The following is an 18,654-nucleotide window of genomic DNA, read 5'->3' as shown; positions in this document are numbered from 1 at the left end:
CCGAGGATGACGCAGGAGAGGGTGTACCGCTCCTGCGTCGCAGCCCCCTCTACTCCGCCGCCTGATCCATCTCGCCCTGCTCGGTGTCATCCGCCAGGAACCCGCCCGACTGCCGGGCCCAGAGGCTGGCGTAGAGACCACCCTGCTGCAGCAACTCGCCATGCGTCCCCGTCTCGGCGATCGCGCCCTGTTCGAGCACGACGAGGCGGTCCATCTCGGTCAGCGTCGAGAGCCGGTGGGCGATCGCGATCACCGTCTTGCCCTGCATGAGGGCGAAGAGGTTTTCCTGGATCGCGGCTTCGACTTCCGAGTCCAGTGCCGAGGTCGCCTCATCAAGGATGAGCACGGGCGCATCCTTGAGGAAGACGCGGGCAATGGCGATGCGCTGGCGCTGGCCGCCGGAGAGCTTGACGCCGCGCTCGCCGACCTGAGCCTCGAGGCCACGGCGGCCCTTCTGGTCTTCGAGCGTTTCGATGAAGTCCCAGGCATTGGCACGCTTCGCCGCCGCGACGATCTCCTCGTCCGAGGCATCCGGCCGGCCATAGGCGATATTCTCGCGAATGGAGCGGTGCAGCAGCGAGGTATCCTGCGTGACGACGCCGATCTGCGCGCGCAGCGAATCCTGCTCGAGCGAGGCGATATCCGTCCCGTCAAGCGTGATGCGCCCGGCCTCCAGATCGTAGAAGCGCAACAGCAGGTTCATGAGCGTCGTCTTGCCGGCACCGGAGCGGCCGACCAGACCGATCTTCTCGCCCGGCGCAATCGCCAGATCGAGATGTTCGATGACGCCCTTGTTCTTGCCGTAGTGGAAGCGCGCACCCTCGAAGCGGATCTCGCCCTTCGACGCGGTAAGGGCTTTGGCCCCTTCCCGGTCGATGACATCCACCCTCTTCGACAGCATGGCCATGCCGTCATAGACCGTGCCGACATTCTCGAACAGCGCCGAGATTTCCCACATGATCCATTGCGACATGCCGTTGATGCGCATCGTCAGCGACATGGAGACGGCAAGCGCGCCGATGGCGACCGCGCCCGACTGCCAGAACCACAGGCCGAGACCACCCACGAGGAACAGCGCCACGGCGTTGTTGAAATAGACCAGCGAATGATAGAGCGTCACGTAACGCATCTGCCCATGCACCGTGTCGAGGAAGACCTGCATCCCCTGCTTCGCGTAGGACTCTTCACGGCCCGCATGCGAGAACAGCTTCACCGTCGAGATATTGGTGTAGCTGTCGACGATGCGGCCCGTCATCATCGAGCGCGCATCCGCCTGCGCTTCGGAAATTTTCCGGAGCTTCGGGATGAAATAGACGAGCAGACCGATATAGACGCAGAGCCAGAAGACGAGCGGCATGGCAAGCCGCCAGTCGGCAGCCGCCACGACGGCCAGCATCGAGATGAAGTAGACGACGACGTAAACGAGAACGTCGAGCACCTTCATCATCACTTCGCGCACGGCAAGCGAGGTCTGCATGACCTTGGTGGACACGCGCCCTGCAAACTCGTTGGCAAAGAAGGACACTGTTTGCCGCAGCAGATAGCGATGCATCTGCCAGCGCGCGATCATCGGATAGTTGCCGAGCAGAACCTGATGCATGATCAGCGACTGGGCAAGCACGATCAGCGGCAGGCCGATGAGCACGAAGCCGCCCATAAGCGCGAGCCGCACACCTTCATCCCGAAGGAATGTCTCGCGATTGGCATTTGTCAGCCAGTCGACGATATTGCCGAGGAAGCTGAACAGCATGACTTCGCCGACCGAGATCATCGCGGTCAGCACCGCCATCAGCACGAGCCAGCCAACGACGCCTTTAGAATAATGCATGCAGAAGGCCAGGAAGCGCGCCGGCGGCGTTTCCGGAACCTCCGGCGGGAACGGATTGATACGTTTTTCAAACCAGCCGAACATGGCGGTTCTCTCCTCTTGGGCCCGTCTTCAGATGCGGGCAAACTATTGAAACAGGGAATCCGGACGATGACAGGTCAGCTTCGGCGCAAAGGTCCGAACGCAAATTTCCGCAATGGGACTGGAAATTCTATAACCCGTCAGGACAGCCGGATGTCGGCCCAGATATGGACAAGAAGGCGAATGCGCCAGACCGGAATGTGATCCATCAATGCCTCCTCCTTGATCGGGTTGAAAGTGGTGACGAACATAACCGCGTTCAACCCGCTTGACCACCCTCAAAGATCAATAGGCGGCGTTCCTGACAATCTGTGGCAGCATCGCCACAGATATGAAAGCAACGCTGTAAAACTATTTGTATTCAACGCACTGCAAAGCCTAATGGAATCAGGTTCTAAAGCCGTTGAATCAGAATTCGAAGAAGAGCCGACAAATGCCCGATCTAAAAATCGCCCTCTACCAGCCGGACATTCCAGGCAATACCGGCACGATCCTGCGCTTTGCCGCCTGCATGGGGCTCACGGTCGACATTATCGAGCCGGCCGGTTTCGTGCTCTCCGACAAGAACCTCAAGCGCGCCGGCATGGACTATATCGCCTCGGTGACGATGACGCGACATGTCAACTTCGAGGCCTTCGAGATATGGCGCAAAACAAGCGGACGCCGCGTCGTGCTGGCCAGCACCAAGGCCGCCGTCTCCTATGTTGATTTCGAATTCAGGCCCGACGATATCCTGCTCTTCGGCCGCGAGAGCGCCGGCGTGCCGGATCATGTGCATGAGAGCGCGGATGCGCGTATCCTGATCCCGATGGCGCCCGGCCAGCGGTCGATCAATGTCGCCCTGTCGGCGGCGATGATTGCGGGGGAAGCGCTGAGGCAAACGGACGGCTTTGCGCCGCCCGCCGCATGATCAATGGCGTGGAGTGATCACCGGAACAGAGCGAGCGTATTGGCGCCCTTCTGGTTGGCGATCGACAGACCGAGGGTGCCGAGCTGTGAGGCCGCCTTCGCCGCCGCCATGTTGGCCGCGACCTGCTCCATGTTCGCGTCCACCAGACGTCCGGTCGAGATGGCGAGTGTGTCCTGCAGCTTCTGCATGACGTTGGACGTGCCCTGCAGATTGCTCGACACCGAGCCGAGCGCGGAGCCTGCCGACCACATCTTGTTCAGCATGCCGCCGACGGCTGAGAGCATGCCGTCGATCTCGTCATTGCTGGTCGTGCTGGAAACCGCGATTTCGCTGCCGCCGGCCGGTGTGGCCGAGCCGACATCCAGCAGATGATAGTCATAGGTGTTGCCGGCTTTCGTCGTTACCGAATAGGATTGGGTGAGGATACCGTCGGCAGCGTTGCCGGTCGAGGCAAGGTTGGTCTTCGACGTATCGAAATTCAGCGAATTGACCTGCGTGGAACCGTCCTGCGCGGTCGAAACGGAGGCGACGAGCGAGGTCGTGCCCGGCTTGGCCGAACCGCTGGAGAGCCAGTTCTGACCCGAAAAACCGGCCGACTTCATCACCGTGCCGAGCTGTTCCTTCAACTGGGTGATTTCGGAGTTGAGCGCGCTCTTGTCCGCGCCGACCGCCTTGGCCATGATCAGCTTGGTCTGGATGTCCTGTACGATATCGGTCGCCTTGCTCATGCCGAGGCTCGCGGCGTCCGCCGTGGCGGCGCCGAGTTCGGAGGCATCGGCAGCGGCCGACATCGACATGCCGGTCGAGTTCATCGCCTTGGAAATGGACCAGTAGGCCGCATTGTCGGAGGCGGTATTGATCTTCTTGCCGGTCGACATCACCCGCTGCTGGTTTTCCAGCGCCTGGGTCGATCCGGTCAACAGCGCCAGAGCGCCGGCTGCACTGCTATTGTAAGATACGCCGGACATCGCGTTCTCCCGTGCCCTTCATGCGAACAGTTCGCAAACCTTCGAAAATCACCATAAATCAGACATATTGAAATGACGTTTCCGCAAAAGCTCGGAATTGAATCAATTGCGGCACCCGGAAACGGTTGTGACGCGGCGTTTTTCCGGTCTAAGATGCCTTGGCGTCGCGGCCTTCAACGAGCCGCTTCAGGGTCAGCCCCATCATCCGTTCATCATCCCGGAAGCACACCGGCCGAAAGGCGTGTTCACGCTCCCGCGCATCCGCCACAGTGAGTACCTGAATGTCCGAACCTCGCCCTGCCGTCTCGTCCGAACCGACCGCGCTCATGGTCTGGCTGGCCGCCATCGGCTCCGGGGTTCTCGTCGCAACGATCTACTATGCGCAGCCGCTGATCGACCCGATCAGCCGCGACATCGGCCTGTCGCGGCAGGCGGCCGGCCTGATCGTGACGGCGATGCAGATCGGCTATGGTCTCGGCCTCGCGCTTATCGTGCCGCTGGCCGACCGTTACGAGAACCGCATGCTGGTGACGATCAGCCTCGTCGTCACGGCGCTGGCGCTGACGGCCATCGCGCTCTCCGGCAATGAGGCAGCCTTCCTGACCTCCGCAGTCGTGGCCGGTGCGGCCTGCGTCGGCGCGCAGATCCTCGTTCCCATGATCGCCGGCATGGCCTCCACCGCGCGGCGCGGTCGCGTCATCGGCACGGTCATGGCAGGGCTGATCACCGGCATCATGCTGGCCCGCCCCTTCTCGAGCTTTCTTGCCAGCGTCATCGGCTGGCGCGGCGTTTTCTTCACCGCCGCCGCGATCACGTTGCTGATCGGCCTTCTCCTGCGCGCGCTGCTACCCACCCGCCAGCCAGCGCTCAAGGAAGGTTATCTGAGCACGTTGCGCTCGACTGCGGCTACCGTCATGCGCTACGGCGTGCTCCGCCGGCGCATGGCCTACCAGATGTCGCTCTTTGGCATGTTCACCGCCTTTTGGACCACGATCCCCCTGCTGCTGGCCGACCGCTTCGGCTATGACCAGCAGGAGATCGCGCTCTTCGCGCTGGCCGGTGCCGGCGGCGCGCTGTCGGCCCCTCTCGCCGGACGCATCGCCGACAGGGGCCTGTCGCGTGCGGCAACGATCGCGGCCGGGCTCGGCGCCGCGATCATCCTGGCGCTGACTGAATTCTTCGCGCAGGCCGGGATGATCATCGCCCTGATGATCGCCGCAGCGCTGTTCGACGCCTGCGTTCAGGCCAATCAGGTCATCAGCCAGAGGCTGATCTATGCACTGTCCGAGGAGGAACGCGGCCGCATCAACTCCGCCTATATCACCTCGATCTTCGTGGCGGGCTCGATCACCTCGGCGCTCGGTCCCGTGCTTTATGCCCATTTCGGCTGGCCGGCGATTGCCGCGGCAGGCTTCCTCGCCACATTGCCCATCGCCGTTGCCGAAATGCTGAACGGTCCCGTTCCCAAGAAGGCGGGCGCAACGTCATGACGCCACGCCCCAGGATCGTCGTTTTCGGCGCGGGTTCCATTGGCTGTCATGTCGGCCTCACCTGGCTCGCCGCCGGGCTCGATATCCGCTTCGTCGGCCGGGCATCGCTCGCCGAGCGCATTGCCGGCGAAGGCTTGAGCGTGGAGGGCGACGGCGGAACGCATCTGTTCAAACCGCAGGACATCGCCTTTTCGACATCGCCCGAAGCGCTCGCCGACGCCGATATCATCGTGCTGAGCGTCAAGACGACCGATGACGAACCTGCCGCCGCCGAGATCGCCGCCCATGCCCGCCCCGGAACCCTCATTCTGTCACTGCAAAACGGCGTTGAGAACGCTGTTCGACTGTCCGCCCTGCTTCCGACTATGAGCATTGTCGAGGGCATGGTGCCCTATAATGTGGTACGCCCCACGCCGACCCGGTTTCGCAAGACCAGCGCCGGCCATGTTGCGATGGGCCGCAATGCGTCGCTGGAAGCGGCGTTCGCACCGCTTTCCGCTTCAGGTCAGCCCATCGACTTCGTGACCGACATGACCGCCGTCAAATGGAGCAAGCTGCTTCTCAATCTCAACAATCCGCTCAATGCGCTTTCAGGTCTCACGCTTCACGAGCAGCTGTCGCAGCGCGCCTGGCGTCGGCTTCTCGCCACGCTGCAAGGCGAATGTCTGGAAGTGATGAGCGCCGAGGAAATTGAGCCGGCCAAGCTGGGGCCGCTTCCGCCCTGGCTCATTCCCTATTTCCTCGCAACGCCGGACTGGTTGTTCAACCGAACCGGGCTGAAGCTCCAGAAGATCGCCCGCGACGCGCGGTCATCGATGGCCGACGATTTCGCGGCCGGACGCCGGACCGAAATCGATTTCCTAAACGGCACGGTCGCCGAACACGGACGCCGCCACGGCGTCCCCTGCCCTGCGAACGAAACGATGGTGGAACTGGTGAAACAGGCCGAATGTGGCGGGCGGAAAAACTGGACGCCACGGGAGATTGCAGGGCTGATCAATCAGCGGATGGCAGGCGCCGCATCGTGAACTCGATCGCGCCATCGGGAAGCTGCCGCCAGCTCTCGACCTCGGTCCAGTAGGCGGCCTTGGGAAAGGCGTCGAACCATTCCCGCGCCTTGGCGCGCGCATCTTCGCGCGGCAGCATAAAGGTCTCCCGCACGAAGCGACCTTCGCCCGCGCCGGCCCTCACCTGCCGACCTTCTGCAATCTTGCGCCTCAGCCCGTCCATGGGAGGAGGCCCGGGTACCCGTGCCATGCTGCCTCACACTAAACCTGCGATATTTAGCCTCAAGATGGGCAATTCCCGGGGGAGAGTCAATTCACGCACTGGATGCGGCGGCGCGCTGCTGTTAGATGACTCAAAGCTCAAGCACACGAGCGCAAGATATTGATCGGAATCGGAATAGCCTGAATGCAGAGACCGAGCTTACCGAAGGGCCTTCCGCCCGATATCGAGGCCAGGAAGGGTGCGGCTCGCCAATGGTTCGAAAACCTGCGCGACCAGATCTGCCGATCCTTTGAGGCGCTGGAAGACAAGCTGACGGGCCCGCTCTCTGATCGCGCGCCGGGCCGTTTCGCTCCAAAGGACTGGCATCGTGAAGAGGGTCGCGGCGGCGGCGGCCGCATGTCAATCATGACCGGCCGGGTCTTCGAAAAGGTCGGCGTTCACACATCCACCGTCCATGGTGAGTTCTCGCCGGAGTTCCGTGCGCAGATCCCGGGCGCGGAAGAAGACCCGCGCTTCTGGGCCTCGGGCATTTCGCTGATCGCCCATCCGGTGAACCCCAATGTGCCGGCCGTGCATATGAACACGCGCATGGTGGTAACCACCTCGCACTGGTTCGGCGGCGGTGCCGACCTCACGCCGGTACTCGACCGGCGGCGCACACAATACGATCCCGATACCAAGCTCTTCCACCGCGCCATGGAACTGGCCTGCCGCCACAATGAGGCGGTTGCGGACTACGAGAAATACAAGGCCTGGTGCGACGACTATTTCTATCTCAAGCACCGCAACGAGCCGCGCGGCATCGGCGGCATCTTCTACGACTGGCTGCACTCGCCCGAAGACAAGGGCGGCTGGGAAGCCGACTTCGCGTTTACCCGCGACGTCGGTCGCACCTTCGCGATGGTCTATCCGAAAATCGTGGAATCCAATTTCAATACGCCCTGGACCGAGCAGGACCGCGAGGAACAGCTGATCCGTCGCGGCCGCTATGTCGAGTTCAACCTGCTCTACGACCGCGGCACGATCTTCGGCCTGAAGACCGGCGGCAATGTCGAGTCGATCCTCTCCTCGCTCCCCCCGATGGTGCGCTGGCCCTGATCTGACATTGGCCGGGAACGTCTCGGCCCCTGCTCAGTTCGGAATGGACCGAACCAGCAGGAGGAAGATCATGCGACAGTTTGAATGCGCAACCCTCGTTCCCGGCTGCCAGTGGCATACGCGGGCGGAGGAGGAAGCTGAAGTTGTTCGCCGCGCAGTCGAACATCTGCGAGAGGTCCACGGCGAAACCATCATCCGGGAAACCATGGTGGAGAACATCAAGGCGCGCATCCGCGACGAAATGCCCGCGAAGTGAAGCACCAGCAGTCTCAAAAAGAGGCGCAACAATTAAATAAAGACGGACGCGATTAGCCTATTTTTTAAGCTTGTCCAATAGCCTTGGGGCTGGAGACAAGCGATGGAACTTATCAGCGTACCGACGATCACCCTTTGTATCTTCATTGTCATGGTGGCTTTGTCCGTGGCAATGGCGATCATATGGCACCATAACAGAAGAGAAACGGCCGCTGCCTTCTGGGCCCCGGGCTTTCTCGCTGGCGCCTGCTCAGGGCTGACGATTACCCTCATGCCCCATGCGCCGGAGGTTGGAGTCATCGTCGCCTCGGTCCTGAACACGCTATCTTACACGCTCTCCTGGTCAGCCTACCGAGCCTTCGGTAGCCGGCAGGTTTACCCGTCCGCGATCGTGGGCCTGCCGCTGGCCATGCTTCTCGTGCATCTTCTGTTTCCAGCGCTGCGTGAGAATCCGAACAATGCGGTGATGTTGCAGTCGACCCTCACATGCATCTTTGCGACGAGCAACGCCTTTACCCTCTATTTCGGCAAGGGTAATTCGGAATTGTCACTGACAAAGCCTCTCGTCGGTTTCCTGTTGCTGCACGCGACCTTTCACGCCGCCAATGTGATCGTGCTCTTTAACGATCCGGCACCGCTCGTGGCTGGGCGCATCGCATCCACCTGGTTCAAGCTCTTCATGCTTGAGGCCTTCCTGAACGTGACCATGATTGCCACGAGCTCAATGCTGCTCATCAAGGAACGCTCCGAGCAACGCCATCGCATCGCATCTGAAACAGACATGCTGACCGGCGTCGCCAACCGCCGCGCCTTCGTCCAGCGCACCGACACGGCCCTTAGAAGCGCCGGCGAAGGGGCCGTTCTCGCCATTATCGACCTCGACCACTTCAAATCCATCAATGACGAGTTCGGTCATCAGGCCGGCGACCTGGCGTTGGTCGAGTTCGCCCGCACAGTGAAGGGCCGCCTGCCACATGACGCCCTTTTCGGCCGCGTAGGCGGCGAGGAATTTGCGGTTTTCATCCCCGAAAACCCGGAGCGCAGCGTCTTCATACTGCTCGATGAATTGCGTGAGGCCGTCGAGAACACCGTCCTCCAATGCCAGGGCCGACCGCTGCGGCTGACCGTCAGCATCGGCGTTGCCACCATCGCCAAGGCCGGCGTCAACTTCGACAATCTCGTTGCCGCCGCCGATTGCGCACTTTACGCCGCCAAGGAAGACGGACGTAACCGCGTGACCATGTTCAGCCCGACCATGCGGCTGATGAAAGTGCTCGAAAATGACGGCGAGAAGCGCGTTGGCCTTGCCGAACAGCGAATCAGCCGCCGCATGACGCGGATCTATTCGGCTAAGAAGACGGGGCCGTAATCAGCGCCTCCAGCCGGGCAAGCAACGCGGACCTGTCCGCGTTGAAATCGCCCGCCACCCATTCCTCTTCCAGAACGGACAGGATTTCGCCCACCCGCGGGCCGGGCGCGATGCCCTTGGCGATGACATCCAGACCTGTCAGCGGAAAGACCGGCTTGCCCCATGTGTCAGCCTCTTTCAGCAACGCGCTCAATCGGCCGACTTCGGCCATGAGCGCCACATCGCCCTCCGCCTTGGCGCGTGCGATGGCAAGCTGCAATTTCAGCCGGACAATCGCGCCCGCCTTGCCGGTACGGTAAAGCATGCGGCGGAATGCCGTGACCGCAACATTCTCCGGAATTGCCGGCGACGACGCCCATTGACCCAGAAAATCCGCCTCCTGCCGGGACATCCGCAGCCGGTCGGCCATCGCGGCCAGCCGCTCGGCATCCGGGGGCACGATAGCGGCGAGGCGAAGAAGCGGATCGGGTTTCCAGCCGAAGGCACGCTCGGCTGCAATCAGCGCCGGCACTTCGTCAATGCCCCATTTCTCCGTCTCGGGCAGGATGAGCGTCAGAATGCCCGCCGTGCGCATCCATAAAAGCGCCCGCCCCGGATCGTCCGCCGAAAGCAGCTTCTTCAGCTCCGACCACACCCGCTCGGCCGAAAGGCGCTTCAATCCGTCCTTCTCCCGCGCCATGGCCTTGAGCGCTCCGGCGTCCGGACGTCCGGAACCGTAGAAGGCAAAGAAGCGGAAATAGCGCAGGATGCGTAAGTAATCCTCGCGGATGCGCGTCTCCGCATCGCCGATGAAGCGCACGGTGCGCGTCTCGATATCGGCAAGCCCGCCAACGAGATCGATGACCTCGCCCTTGGCATCTGCATAAAGTCCGTTGATCGTCAGATCGCGCCGGCTGGCATCCTCCTGCCAGTCATCGGTGAAGGCGACCTCGGCGCGGCGTCCGTCCGTTGTCACGTCTCGGCGCAGCGTCGTCACCTCAAAGGGCCGGCCATCGATCACCAGCGTCACCGTACCATGCTCGATCCCGGTCGGGATCGCCTTGATGCCGGCCGCCTTGGCGCGTTCCATCACCTCTTCGGGCTTCAGTGTGGTCGCCAGATCGACATCGGCAATGGCGATCTTCATGAGACTGTTGCGCACGGCACCCCCGGCAATGCGCCCCTCCCCGCCATCGGCGTTGATGAGCGCCATGGCCTGCTTCAGGTCCCGCGCGTTAAACCAGTCTTCATTCGCAACATTCACCATGCGTATAATCTTTCCCAGGCGGTGTGCAGGATGCCCGCCGTCACGCCCCATATATTCCAGTTTTCATAAGGCATGCGATAGAAGAAGCGCTCGCCGCCGTCCCAGCTGCGGCTGTCGAGAATATGGTTCTCCTCATTCATCAAAAAGGAGAGCGGCACCTCGAACACATGATCGACCTCGTCCGGGTTGATCTTGAGTTCAAACCCCGGCTTGACAACCGCCATCACCGGCGTGATCGAAAAGCCCGTAAATGTCCGGTAATCCGGCAGCCGCGCGACCGTCTCCACGAAATCCGGCTTCAGCCCGATTTCCTCCTCCGCCTCGCGCAGTGCCGCGGCCTCGGGAGACACATCCTCAGGATCGATGGCCCCGCCCGGAAAGGCGACCTGACCGGAATGCTTGCGCAGTTTCGCGGTCCTCTGCGTCAGGATCACCCGCGCATCCGGCCCGTCATCGATGACCGGAACAAGCACCGCCGCATCGCGCAGTTTGATTTGCTGCAGCTGATCGGCATAGCCGGGATTCATGAGAATATCGCCGTGATCGGCCCAATCGAGCCCTTCGGGCTCGCCGACCTGGCGCAGCGCGCGGCGACGAAACTCATCCGCCGAATAAAGGCTCATTGCGAGAGCCTCTCCAGCTCGTCGGCCGGCATGACGGGGAAGACGGTCCCGCCGGAGCGGACAGCAAACATCGCCTTGCCCTCGATCTCGACGACTTCGCCGAGTTCGACCAGATCGTACATCACAGCGCGCGAGACCAGAGCCTCCAGCCGTCCGCGCACATGCAGATAAGGCTTCAGCTCGCCTTTCTCGCCGGCAATCTCGAAGCGCAATTCATGCTCTGGTCCGGCCTCGGCAAGATCGCCCACATTGGTCCGGAAGGTGAGCACCTGCTCGCCGTCCCGTTCAGTCCGCGTCATCTCCACGGCGAGAAACGGCGCATCCTCGACGCGGATGCCGACCTTTTCCACAGGCGTCACAAGGTATGTTTTCCCGTCCTCGTCGCGGCGCAACACGGTCGAGAAGAGCCGCACCAGCGCCTCGCGCCCGATCGGCGTTCCCATGTAGAACCACGTGCCGTCGGCGCGGATTTCCATGTCGATATCGCCGCAAAAGGGTGGATTCCAGCGATCCACGGGCGGCAAACCACGCTTGGGGTCCGCCGCCCGCGAAATCATCGCCGCCAGTCCCGCCGCATCGCCCGCCTTGTCCAGCCTGTCATCCGCCATTCTTTGGTCCCGGTTTACCTTCAGAAATCAAATAGTCGCTCAGCCCGCGCTTGTCAGCCCGCCACCGCGCTATAAGTTAAAGGGAAACGATCAGAACACCGTTCCGGTTCGATTCGAACTTGAACGACCGAGACCTTGAGGAGAAAGCCGCATGACGGCCGTCACAACAAGCGAACCCCTCGACGAAGCCGCCATGGTGGCCGCCGCCGAAAGCGCGCTCGCCGACATTGCCGCGATCCGGCAGGAAGTCGCCAAGGTCATTTTCGGTCAGGAAGCCGTGGTGGAGCAGACCTTGCTCGCCGTGCTCTCCGGCGGCCATGCGCTTCTCGTCGGTGTGCCAGGGCTGGCCAAGACCAAGCTCGTCACCACGCTCGGCTCGGTGCTCGGGCTGGATGCCGCGCGCGTGCAGTTCACACCGGACCTGATGCCCGCCGACATCCTCGGCTCGGAAGTCATGGATCAGGACGAGAGCGGGAAACGCTCCTTCCGCTTCGTTCAGGGGCCCATCTTCACCCAGCTTCTGATGGCCGATGAAATCAACCGCGCCTCGCCGCGCACGCAGTCGGCGCTCTTGCAGGCGATGCAGGAATATCACGTCTCGGTCGCCGGCAAGCGGCTCGACCTGCCCCGTCCGTTCCATGTTCTGGCGACCCAGAACCCGCTGGAACAGGAAGGCACCTATCCGCTGCCGGAAGCCCAGCTCGACCGCTTCCTGATGCAGGTCGACGTGCCCTATCCGGAGCTCGCCGCCGAGCGCCAGATTCTGCTCGAGACCACCGGCGTCGCCGAACGCACCGCCGGCCGCGTTATTGACGCTAACCGTCTCGCTGAAATCCAGGGTCTCATTCGCAAGATGCCGGTCGGCGAAACCGTGGTCGAGGCGATCCTCAACCTCGTGCGCGCCGCCCGCCCCGGCCATGGCAACGAACTCACCGACCGCAACGTTTCCTGGGGGCCCGGTCCCCGCGCCGGTCAGGCCCTGATGCTCGCGACCCGCGCCCGCGCGCTCTACGAAGGCCGTCTCGCGCCCTCCGTGGACGACGTCCACGCCATTGCCGAAGCCGTGCTCCAGCACCGCATGGCCCTGACATTTGCCGCGCGCGCCGAAGGCATGACGGTGAAGTCGGTCATCGCCGGCATCGTTGGCAGGAAGTAAGGAATAGGAATGGCGCCAATAGGCCAGTCAGTCGAACGAACGGGCGGAGCGGAAATCCTCGCCCGCGCCAAGGCGCGCGCAGCGCTCGTGCCCGACTGCCTTGTCGAAGCCCGCCGCATCGCCAACACCGTAAGCGCCGGCTGGCATGGCCGCAGACGGCGCGGCATCGGCGAGAATTTCTGGCAGTTCCGCCCCTATTCGCCGGGCGAGGACATGGCCCGCATCGACTGGCGCAGATCGGCGCGCGACGATCTCCACACCTATGTCCGCGACAAGGAATGGCAGGCCGCGCATACCGTTTGGCTTTGGGCCGATTTGTCCGCCTCCATGATGTATCATTCGAAATTCGGACAGGTCTCCAAGGAGAGCCGCGCGCTGGTCCTGATGCTGGCGCTGGCCGAAGTGCTGGCCCGCTCCGGCGAACGCATCGGCGCGCCCGGCCTGATGGAGCCGATTGCCGCCCGCAACGCCGCCGAACGGCTGGCAACCGCGCTGGCCTATGCCGAAAATGTCAGCGGTCTGCCGGATACCTCCATGATCCGGGGCGCCAGCGAAATCGTGCTGATCGGAGATTTTCTCGACCCGCTCGACAGGATCATGGAGCGCATCGCGCCGCTCGCCCGCCGGGGCCTGCGCGGAACGCTGATCATGGTCGCCGACCCCGCTGAGGCCGACTTCCCCTATGCAGGGCGCACGGAATTCACCGATCCCGAGACGGGCGAGAAGTTCACCGCAGGCCGCGCCGAAGTGCTGGCCGAAGAGTATCGCCTCGCCTATGCCGCGAACCGCGACGCGCTGGGCGCAGAACTGCGGCACATCGGCTGGTCGCTGATCCGCCATTCCACGGATCGACCGGCATCCGAAGCGCTGGTCTCTGCGCATATTTATCTCTCCGGCCAAGGGAGCGCGCGCTGATGGGAGCTCTCGGTTTCGCCAATCCGATCCTGCTGGTGGCGCTGGCTGCCCTTCCCGCCATCTGGTGGCTGCTGCGCGTCACGCCGCCGCGGCCGGCACGCGAAGTCTTCCCGCCGCTTGCCATTCTGGCCCGCATTGCGAAGCGTGAGGAAACGCCGGCGACGAGCCCATGGTGGCTCACGGCGCTGCGCATGCTTCTCGCCGCACTGATCATTCTGGCACTCTCCGGCCCCATGCTCGACCCGCATCGCAACACGCTCTCCAAGGCCGGTCCGCTGGCGCTGGTTATTGACAATGACTGGGCCTCCGCCCCCGACTGGCCCGACCGCGTCGCGACTGCGGAAGGACTGATCGAACAGGCAGGCCGCGCCGATGTGCCCGTCTCGTTGACGCTCACCGCCGACCCGACGAACGATCCGGTCCCCACCTCAGCCGACGCCGCGATGACGCGCCTCAAGGCCGCCGAACCGCGCCCGCTGGAGGCCGACCGCAAGGCCGCCTTCGCGAGCCTCGCCACGGCCCTGCAGACCACGCCACCCGGCACGCTGGCCTTCGTATCGAGCGGCATCAAGGCTCCGAAGGACGAGGACTTCACGAGCCTCGTCGCGGGTCTGAAGCCCGGCGAAACATGGCTCTATTCGGCACGCGGCAGCGTGGCCGCCATCACCGAGGTCAAGAACGACATCGATAACACGGACGTCACCGTCACCCGCCCCTTCGCCCAAGGCCCGCAGACGATCGCGCTCGATGCGCTGGACGAAAAGGGCCGTGTACTCATGAAGGGCACCGCCGAATTCAAGGACGGCGAGACCGTGGCCACCGGCAAGATCGCCGCCCCCATCGAACTCCGCAACGATTTCGCCCGTATCGCCATCACCGCCAGCCGACAGGCAGGCGGCACATACTTGCTCGACGATGGCTTCAAGCGCCGACGCATCGGCCTGCTCAGCGGCGAAACGCGCTTCCTGTCGCAACCGCTTCTGTCGCCGCTCTATTATATCAAGCGCGCGCTCTCGCCCTATGCCGACATAGCGGAGCCCGGCGAGGCCGATCTCGCCAAGGCGATCCCGGACCTCATTGCCGAAAAGCCCTCTGTCATCATCCTGGCCGATATCGGCAAGCTGCCCGAGGCGGCCTATCCGCAGATCATGGACTGGATCAAGGCCGGCGGTACGCTGGTGCGCTTTGCCGGCCCGCGTCTGGCTGCAGCCCCCGCCGACGATCCGCTCGTGCCGGTCGAGCTGCGCCAGGGCGAACGCTCGCTCGGCGGCGCACTGTCTTGGAGCGAGCCGCAGCCGCTCGCGGCCTTCCCCGAAAAGAGCCCCTTTGCCGGATTGCCGAAGCCGGATGGCGTGACCGTCACGCGGCAGGTTCTCGCCAACCCCGCGCCGACTCTCGCCGAACATACCTGGGCAAGCCTCGCCGACGGCACCCCGCTGGTGACCGCCAAGAAGCTCGACGCAGGGCAGATCGTGCTCTTCCACACCAGCGCCGACACGAGCTGGTCGAACCTCGCGCTCTCCGGCCATTTCGTCGAAATGCTTCGCCGCATCACGCAGATTTCCCGCGCGCATGGCGGAACCGCCTCCGGCACGGCCGAAACGCTCGCGCCCTTCCGCCTGCTCAACGCAAACGGCGTGCTGACGGCGGAAACGGCGGGCGCCAAACCGCTGACGGTCGCCGCCGGCAAGGTACCAACACCCAGCTTCGACACGCCCCCCGGCCTCTACGGCACGGAAGAAGGCTTCACCGCGCTCAATCTCTTCCGCCCCGGCAATACGCTCGCCCCGCTGAATTTCGCGCCTCAGGGCCTCTCCGTGACGACGGCTGGCCTCGCCGGCTCGGGCACGACCGAACTGCGCCCCGCGCTTCTGCTGGCGGCCTTCCTCCTGCTGGTCGCGGATTCCATCGCCGTCTTCGTGATGGGCGGCGCGTTTTCCGGTCTCTTCAGCCGTCGCCGCGCAGGCGCGACCGCTGCCATCGCTCTCGCTTTCGGCGCAGCACTTGCCCTGATGCCGCATGACGGCCGCGCTGCGGACGATTCCAGACCGGGCGACGACAAGATCATTGCCGCGCTCGACTCGACCCATCTCGCCTATGTCCGCACGGGCGAAGCGGACGTGGATCGCATCTCTCAAGCCGGTCTGATGGGCTTGTCCGACTTTATCCGTTACCGCACCTCGCTGGAGCCCGGCGATCCCGTGGGTCTGGATCTCGAGAAGGACGACCTCGCCTTCTATCCGATCATCTACTGGCCGGTGACGGCGACCGCACCCATGCCATCGCGGGACGCGATCAACCGCATCGACGCCTATATGCGCGCCGGCGGTACCGTGCTTTTCGACACGCGCGATCAGGACACGAATCTCGAAGGCGCCGCCGCCGGACCCAATACCGAGCGGCTTCAGGCCATTCTCGCGAGCCTCGACATTCCGCCGCTCGAGCCAGTGCCGCACAGCCATGTGCTCACGAAATCCTTCTATCTCCTGCAGAATTTCCCCGGACGCTATGCCGGCAGCCCGCTCTGGATCGAGGCGGCGGGCGATGCCAAGCGCGATGCGGCGCGGCCCGTGCAGCGGGGCGATGGCGTTTCGCCGATCCTGATCACCGGCAATGATTTCGCCGGTGCCTGGGCGACCGACCGCGCCGGCAATCCACTTCTGCCGACCGTGCCGCCGGACGACCGCCAGCGCGAGCTCGCCTTTCGCGCCGGCGTCAACATCGTCATGTATATGCTGACCGGCAATTACAAATCGGATCAGGTGCATATCCCTGCCCTCCTCGAACGGCTGGGGCAGTGACATGATCACCTTCGCGCCCTTCTTCCCCCTATGGGCCATGCTTGCCATCGGCGTCGCCGCAGTCCTGCTGGCAGGCTTTGGCCTCGCCCGGCGCATGCGCGGCGCGTGGCTGCGCGCGCTGGCGCTCGGCCTGCTCGTGCTCGCGATCGCCAACCCGTCCTTCGTCTCGGAGAACCGAGCGCCTCTACCCACCATCGTCGCCGTCGTGGTGGATCGCAGCCAAAGCCAGCTGATGCCGGAACGCGTCAAGCAGACGGACGCGGCGCTCAAGGAACTCACCGACCGTCTCTCCAAATTCCCCGGCATCGAGCCGCGCATTGTCGAAGTTCGCGACGACGGCCAGGAGGAATCGCCCTCCACCAAGGCCTTCGCGGCGCTCAATGAAGCTTTGTCGGATGTCTCGCCCGCCCGTGTCGGCGGCGCAGTGTTCATCACTGATGGCCAGATCCACGATATTCCGGAAGCCGGCAAACTGCCCGGCTTCAATGCGCCTGTTCATGCGCTGATCACCGGGCGGCCCAACGAATTCGACCGCCGCATCGAGGTCGTCCGCGCGCCGCGCTTCAGCCTTGTCAACGCCCAGCAGCAATTGACCTTCCGCGTCATCGACGACGGCCAGCCGATCGCCGCCCCGGCGGATGTCACCATCCGCATTAATGGCGAGGAGGTCGGCTCCCTGAAGGCCGAGCCCGGCAAGGACACGCGCTTCGACTTCAAGCTCAACCGCGCCGGCACCAATGTCATTGATTTCGAAGTCGCCGCAGTCCCCGGCGAGCTGACGACAAGCAACAATCGCGCGGTCCAGCTCATTGACGGCATCCGCCAGAACCTGCGTGTGCTGCTCGTTTCCGGAGAACCCCATGCGGGTGAACGGGCATGGCGCAACCTTTTGAAGTCGGATGCGCTGGTCGATCTCGTCCACTTCACCATCCTGCGCCCGCCGGAAAAGCAGGATGGCACGCCAATCAACGAACTGTCGCTGATCGCCTTCCCGACACGCGAGCTCTTTGTCGACAAGATCAAGGAGTTCGACCTGATCGTCTTCGACCGCTACCAGAACCGCGGTGTGCTGCCGATCCTCTATTACGATAACATCGCTGAATACGTGAAAAAGGGCGGTGCGCTGCTGATTGCGGCGGGGCCGGAATATGCGAGCCCCAACTCCATCGCGGACACGCCGCTGGCCGATATCCTGCCGGCCCTGCCGACGGGACAGATGGACGAGAAGGGCTTTTATCCCCGCCTCACCGACCTTGGCAAGAAACACCCCGTGACGCGCGGGCTGGAAGGTTCGGAAAGCGAACCGCCGAAATGGGGCCGCTGGTTCCGCACGATCGGTGTCTCCGACACGCAAGGCAGCACTGTGATGAAGGGCGCCAATGACGATCCGCTTCTGGTGCTGAACCGCGCCGGCGAAGGCCGCGTCGCCATGTTGTTGTCCGACGAAGGCTGGCTCTGGTCGCGCGGCTTCGAGGGCGGCGGGCCGCATGCCTCTCTCTATCGCCGCATCGCCTACTGGCTGATGAAGGAACCCGCTCTGGAAGAAGAGGCGCTGACGGCGCGCGCGAGTGGCCGCAACCTCGAAATCACCCGCCAGACCATCGGCGACGATCCAGGCGAAGCAACCATCACCTATCCCTCGGGCAAGACGGAGAAGGTCAAGCTCACATCCTCCGAACCAGGCCTTTACAAAGCCTCGGTCGCCGTGGGTGAAACCGGCCTGTTCAAGGTGACGAATGGCGACCTTTCAGCACTCGCCCATGTCGGCGCGGTCGATGCGCCAGAGTTCAAGTCGGAAATCTCGACCACGGCGACGCTTGCCCCGATGGCAGAGGCGACGCATGGCATCGTCACGCGCCTCGCCAAGGCCGATGGCAGTGCCGAACCGCTGCCGCAAATACTCACAGTCAACGGCAATGTTCGCATCGAAGGCAACGACCGCATGGCGTTCCGCCTGACGAACGAATCCGTGCTGAAGGGCATCGACACGCTGCCGCTCTTCAACGGCCTGATCGGCCTTGTGGCACTTCTCTTTGCAGCCTCGGCCATGTGGTGGCGCGAGGGGCGGTAACTCTC

General features: G+C 63.4%; 16 protein-coding genes. 10 read left to right on the top strand and 6 right to left on the bottom strand.

Features of this window, described 5'->3' with window-relative positions; translation table 11 throughout:
* Positions 1–49: 49 nt before the first annotated feature.
* Positions 50–1,912, bottom strand: coding sequence for an ABC transporter ATP-binding protein (locus tag LQK83_RS00680; RefSeq protein WP_230835370.1), 1,863 nt, complete (start codon positions 1,910–1,912; stop codon positions 50–52).
* Positions 1,913–2,342: 430 nt separating this feature from the next.
* On the opposite strand from LQK83_RS00680, the gene LQK83_RS00675 reads away from it, so the two are divergent.
* The gene (locus LQK83_RS00675) at positions 2,343–2,819 is read left to right on the top strand and encodes a tRNA (cytidine(34)-2'-O)-methyltransferase (RefSeq protein ID WP_230835369.1); all 477 of its coding nucleotides are present in this window, start codon (positions 2,343–2,345) and stop codon (positions 2,817–2,819) included.
* A 17-nt stretch (positions 2,820–2,836) separates the two neighbouring features.
* Here the strand turns inward: LQK83_RS00675 and LQK83_RS00670 are convergent, their stop codons facing one another.
* Positions 2,837–3,787 (bottom strand): flagellin N-terminal helical domain-containing protein, encoded by a 951-nt coding sequence (locus LQK83_RS00670; protein WP_230835368.1) that lies wholly within the window; start codon positions 3,785–3,787, stop codon positions 2,837–2,839.
* Positions 3,788–4,068: 281 nt separating this feature from the next.
* Between LQK83_RS00670 and LQK83_RS00665 the strand changes: the two genes are divergently transcribed.
* Together LQK83_RS00665 and LQK83_RS00660 are read left to right on the top strand one after the other, a co-directional pair.
* Positions 4,069–5,277, top strand: coding sequence for an MFS transporter (locus tag LQK83_RS00665; RefSeq protein WP_230835367.1), 1,209 nt, complete (start codon positions 4,069–4,071; stop codon positions 5,275–5,277).
* On the top strand, positions 5,274–6,305 hold the full coding sequence (locus LQK83_RS00660) for a 2-dehydropantoate 2-reductase (protein ID WP_230835366.1): 1,032 nt from the start codon (positions 5,274–5,276) through the stop codon (positions 6,303–6,305). The genes LQK83_RS00665 and LQK83_RS00660 overlap by 4 nt, the downstream gene beginning before the upstream one ends.
* Here the strand turns inward: LQK83_RS00660 and LQK83_RS00655 are convergent.
* Positions 6,274–6,534, bottom strand: coding sequence for a hypothetical protein (locus LQK83_RS00655; protein WP_230835365.1), 261 nt, complete (start codon positions 6,532–6,534; stop codon positions 6,274–6,276). The two genes, LQK83_RS00660 and LQK83_RS00655, sit on opposite strands and share 32 nt — an antisense overlap.
* A gap of 156 nt (positions 6,535–6,690) precedes the next feature.
* Here LQK83_RS00655 and hemF point away from each other — a divergent pair, with 156 nt between their 5' ends.
* The 3 genes from hemF (at position 6,691) to LQK83_RS00640 (ending at position 9,229) form a co-directional block, all read left to right on the top strand.
* Positions 6,691–7,605 carry an oxygen-dependent coproporphyrinogen oxidase gene (hemF, locus tag LQK83_RS00650; RefSeq protein WP_230835364.1) on the top strand — a complete coding sequence of 305 codons (915 nt, stop codon included), beginning with the start codon at positions 6,691–6,693 and terminating at the stop codon, positions 7,603–7,605.
* Positions 7,606–7,675: 70 nt separating this feature from the next.
* Positions 7,676–7,861 (top strand): DUF1059 domain-containing protein, encoded by a 186-nt coding sequence (locus LQK83_RS00645; RefSeq protein ID WP_230835363.1) that lies wholly within the window; start codon positions 7,676–7,678, stop codon positions 7,859–7,861.
* A gap of 102 nt (positions 7,862–7,963) precedes the next feature.
* Positions 7,964–9,229 (top strand): GGDEF domain-containing protein, encoded by a 1,266-nt coding sequence (locus tag LQK83_RS00640; protein WP_230835362.1) that lies wholly within the window; start codon positions 7,964–7,966, stop codon positions 9,227–9,229.
* Here the strand turns inward: LQK83_RS00640 and LQK83_RS00635 are convergent.
* From LQK83_RS00635 to LQK83_RS00625, 3 genes are read right to left on the bottom strand one after another with little or no spacing between them, the layout of a single operon-like run.
* Positions 9,210–10,475 (bottom strand): CCA tRNA nucleotidyltransferase, encoded by a 1,266-nt coding sequence (locus tag LQK83_RS00635; protein WP_230835361.1) that lies wholly within the window; start codon positions 10,473–10,475, stop codon positions 9,210–9,212. The genes LQK83_RS00640 and LQK83_RS00635 overlap by 20 nt on opposite strands.
* On the bottom strand, positions 10,469–11,098 hold the full coding sequence (locus tag LQK83_RS00630; RefSeq protein WP_230835360.1) for a CoA pyrophosphatase: 630 nt from the start codon (positions 11,096–11,098) through the stop codon (positions 10,469–10,471). The genes LQK83_RS00635 and LQK83_RS00630 overlap by 7 nt, the downstream gene beginning before the upstream one ends.
* Positions 11,095–11,706, bottom strand: coding sequence for a DUF1285 domain-containing protein (locus tag LQK83_RS00625; RefSeq protein WP_230835359.1), 612 nt, complete (start codon positions 11,704–11,706; stop codon positions 11,095–11,097). Before LQK83_RS00625 ends, LQK83_RS00630 begins: the two co-directional genes overlap by 4 nt.
* Before the next feature lie 151 nt (positions 11,707–11,857).
* On the opposite strand from LQK83_RS00625, the gene LQK83_RS00620 reads away from it, so the two are divergent.
* The 4 genes from LQK83_RS00620 to LQK83_RS00605 are packed head-to-tail and all read left to right on the top strand — an operon-like array spanning position 11,858 to position 18,649.
* On the top strand, positions 11,858–12,862 hold the full coding sequence (locus LQK83_RS00620) for an AAA family ATPase (RefSeq protein ID WP_230835358.1): 1,005 nt from the start codon (positions 11,858–11,860) through the stop codon (positions 12,860–12,862).
* Between the two features lie 9 nt (positions 12,863–12,871).
* Positions 12,872–13,777, top strand: a complete 906-nt coding sequence (locus tag LQK83_RS00615; protein WP_230835357.1) for a DUF58 domain-containing protein — start codon at positions 12,872–12,874, stop codon at positions 13,775–13,777.
* Positions 13,777–16,578, top strand: a complete 2,802-nt coding sequence (locus LQK83_RS00610; protein WP_230835356.1) for a DUF4159 domain-containing protein — start codon at positions 13,777–13,779, stop codon at positions 16,576–16,578. Before LQK83_RS00615 ends, LQK83_RS00610 begins: the two co-directional genes overlap by 1 nt.
* A 1-nt stretch (position 16,579) precedes the next feature.
* Positions 16,580–18,649: a hypothetical protein gene (locus LQK83_RS00605; RefSeq protein WP_230835355.1), complete on the top strand. Its 2,070-nt coding sequence runs from the start codon at positions 16,580–16,582 to the stop codon at positions 18,647–18,649.
* The last annotated feature ends 5 nt before the right edge of the window (positions 18,650–18,654 follow it).

The organism is Rhizobium sp. C1 (assembly GCF_021026335.1).
Lineage (GTDB): Bacteria > Pseudomonadota > Alphaproteobacteria > Rhizobiales > Rhizobiaceae > Ensifer_A.
This window is presented reverse-complemented; position numbering and strand designations above follow the sequence as displayed.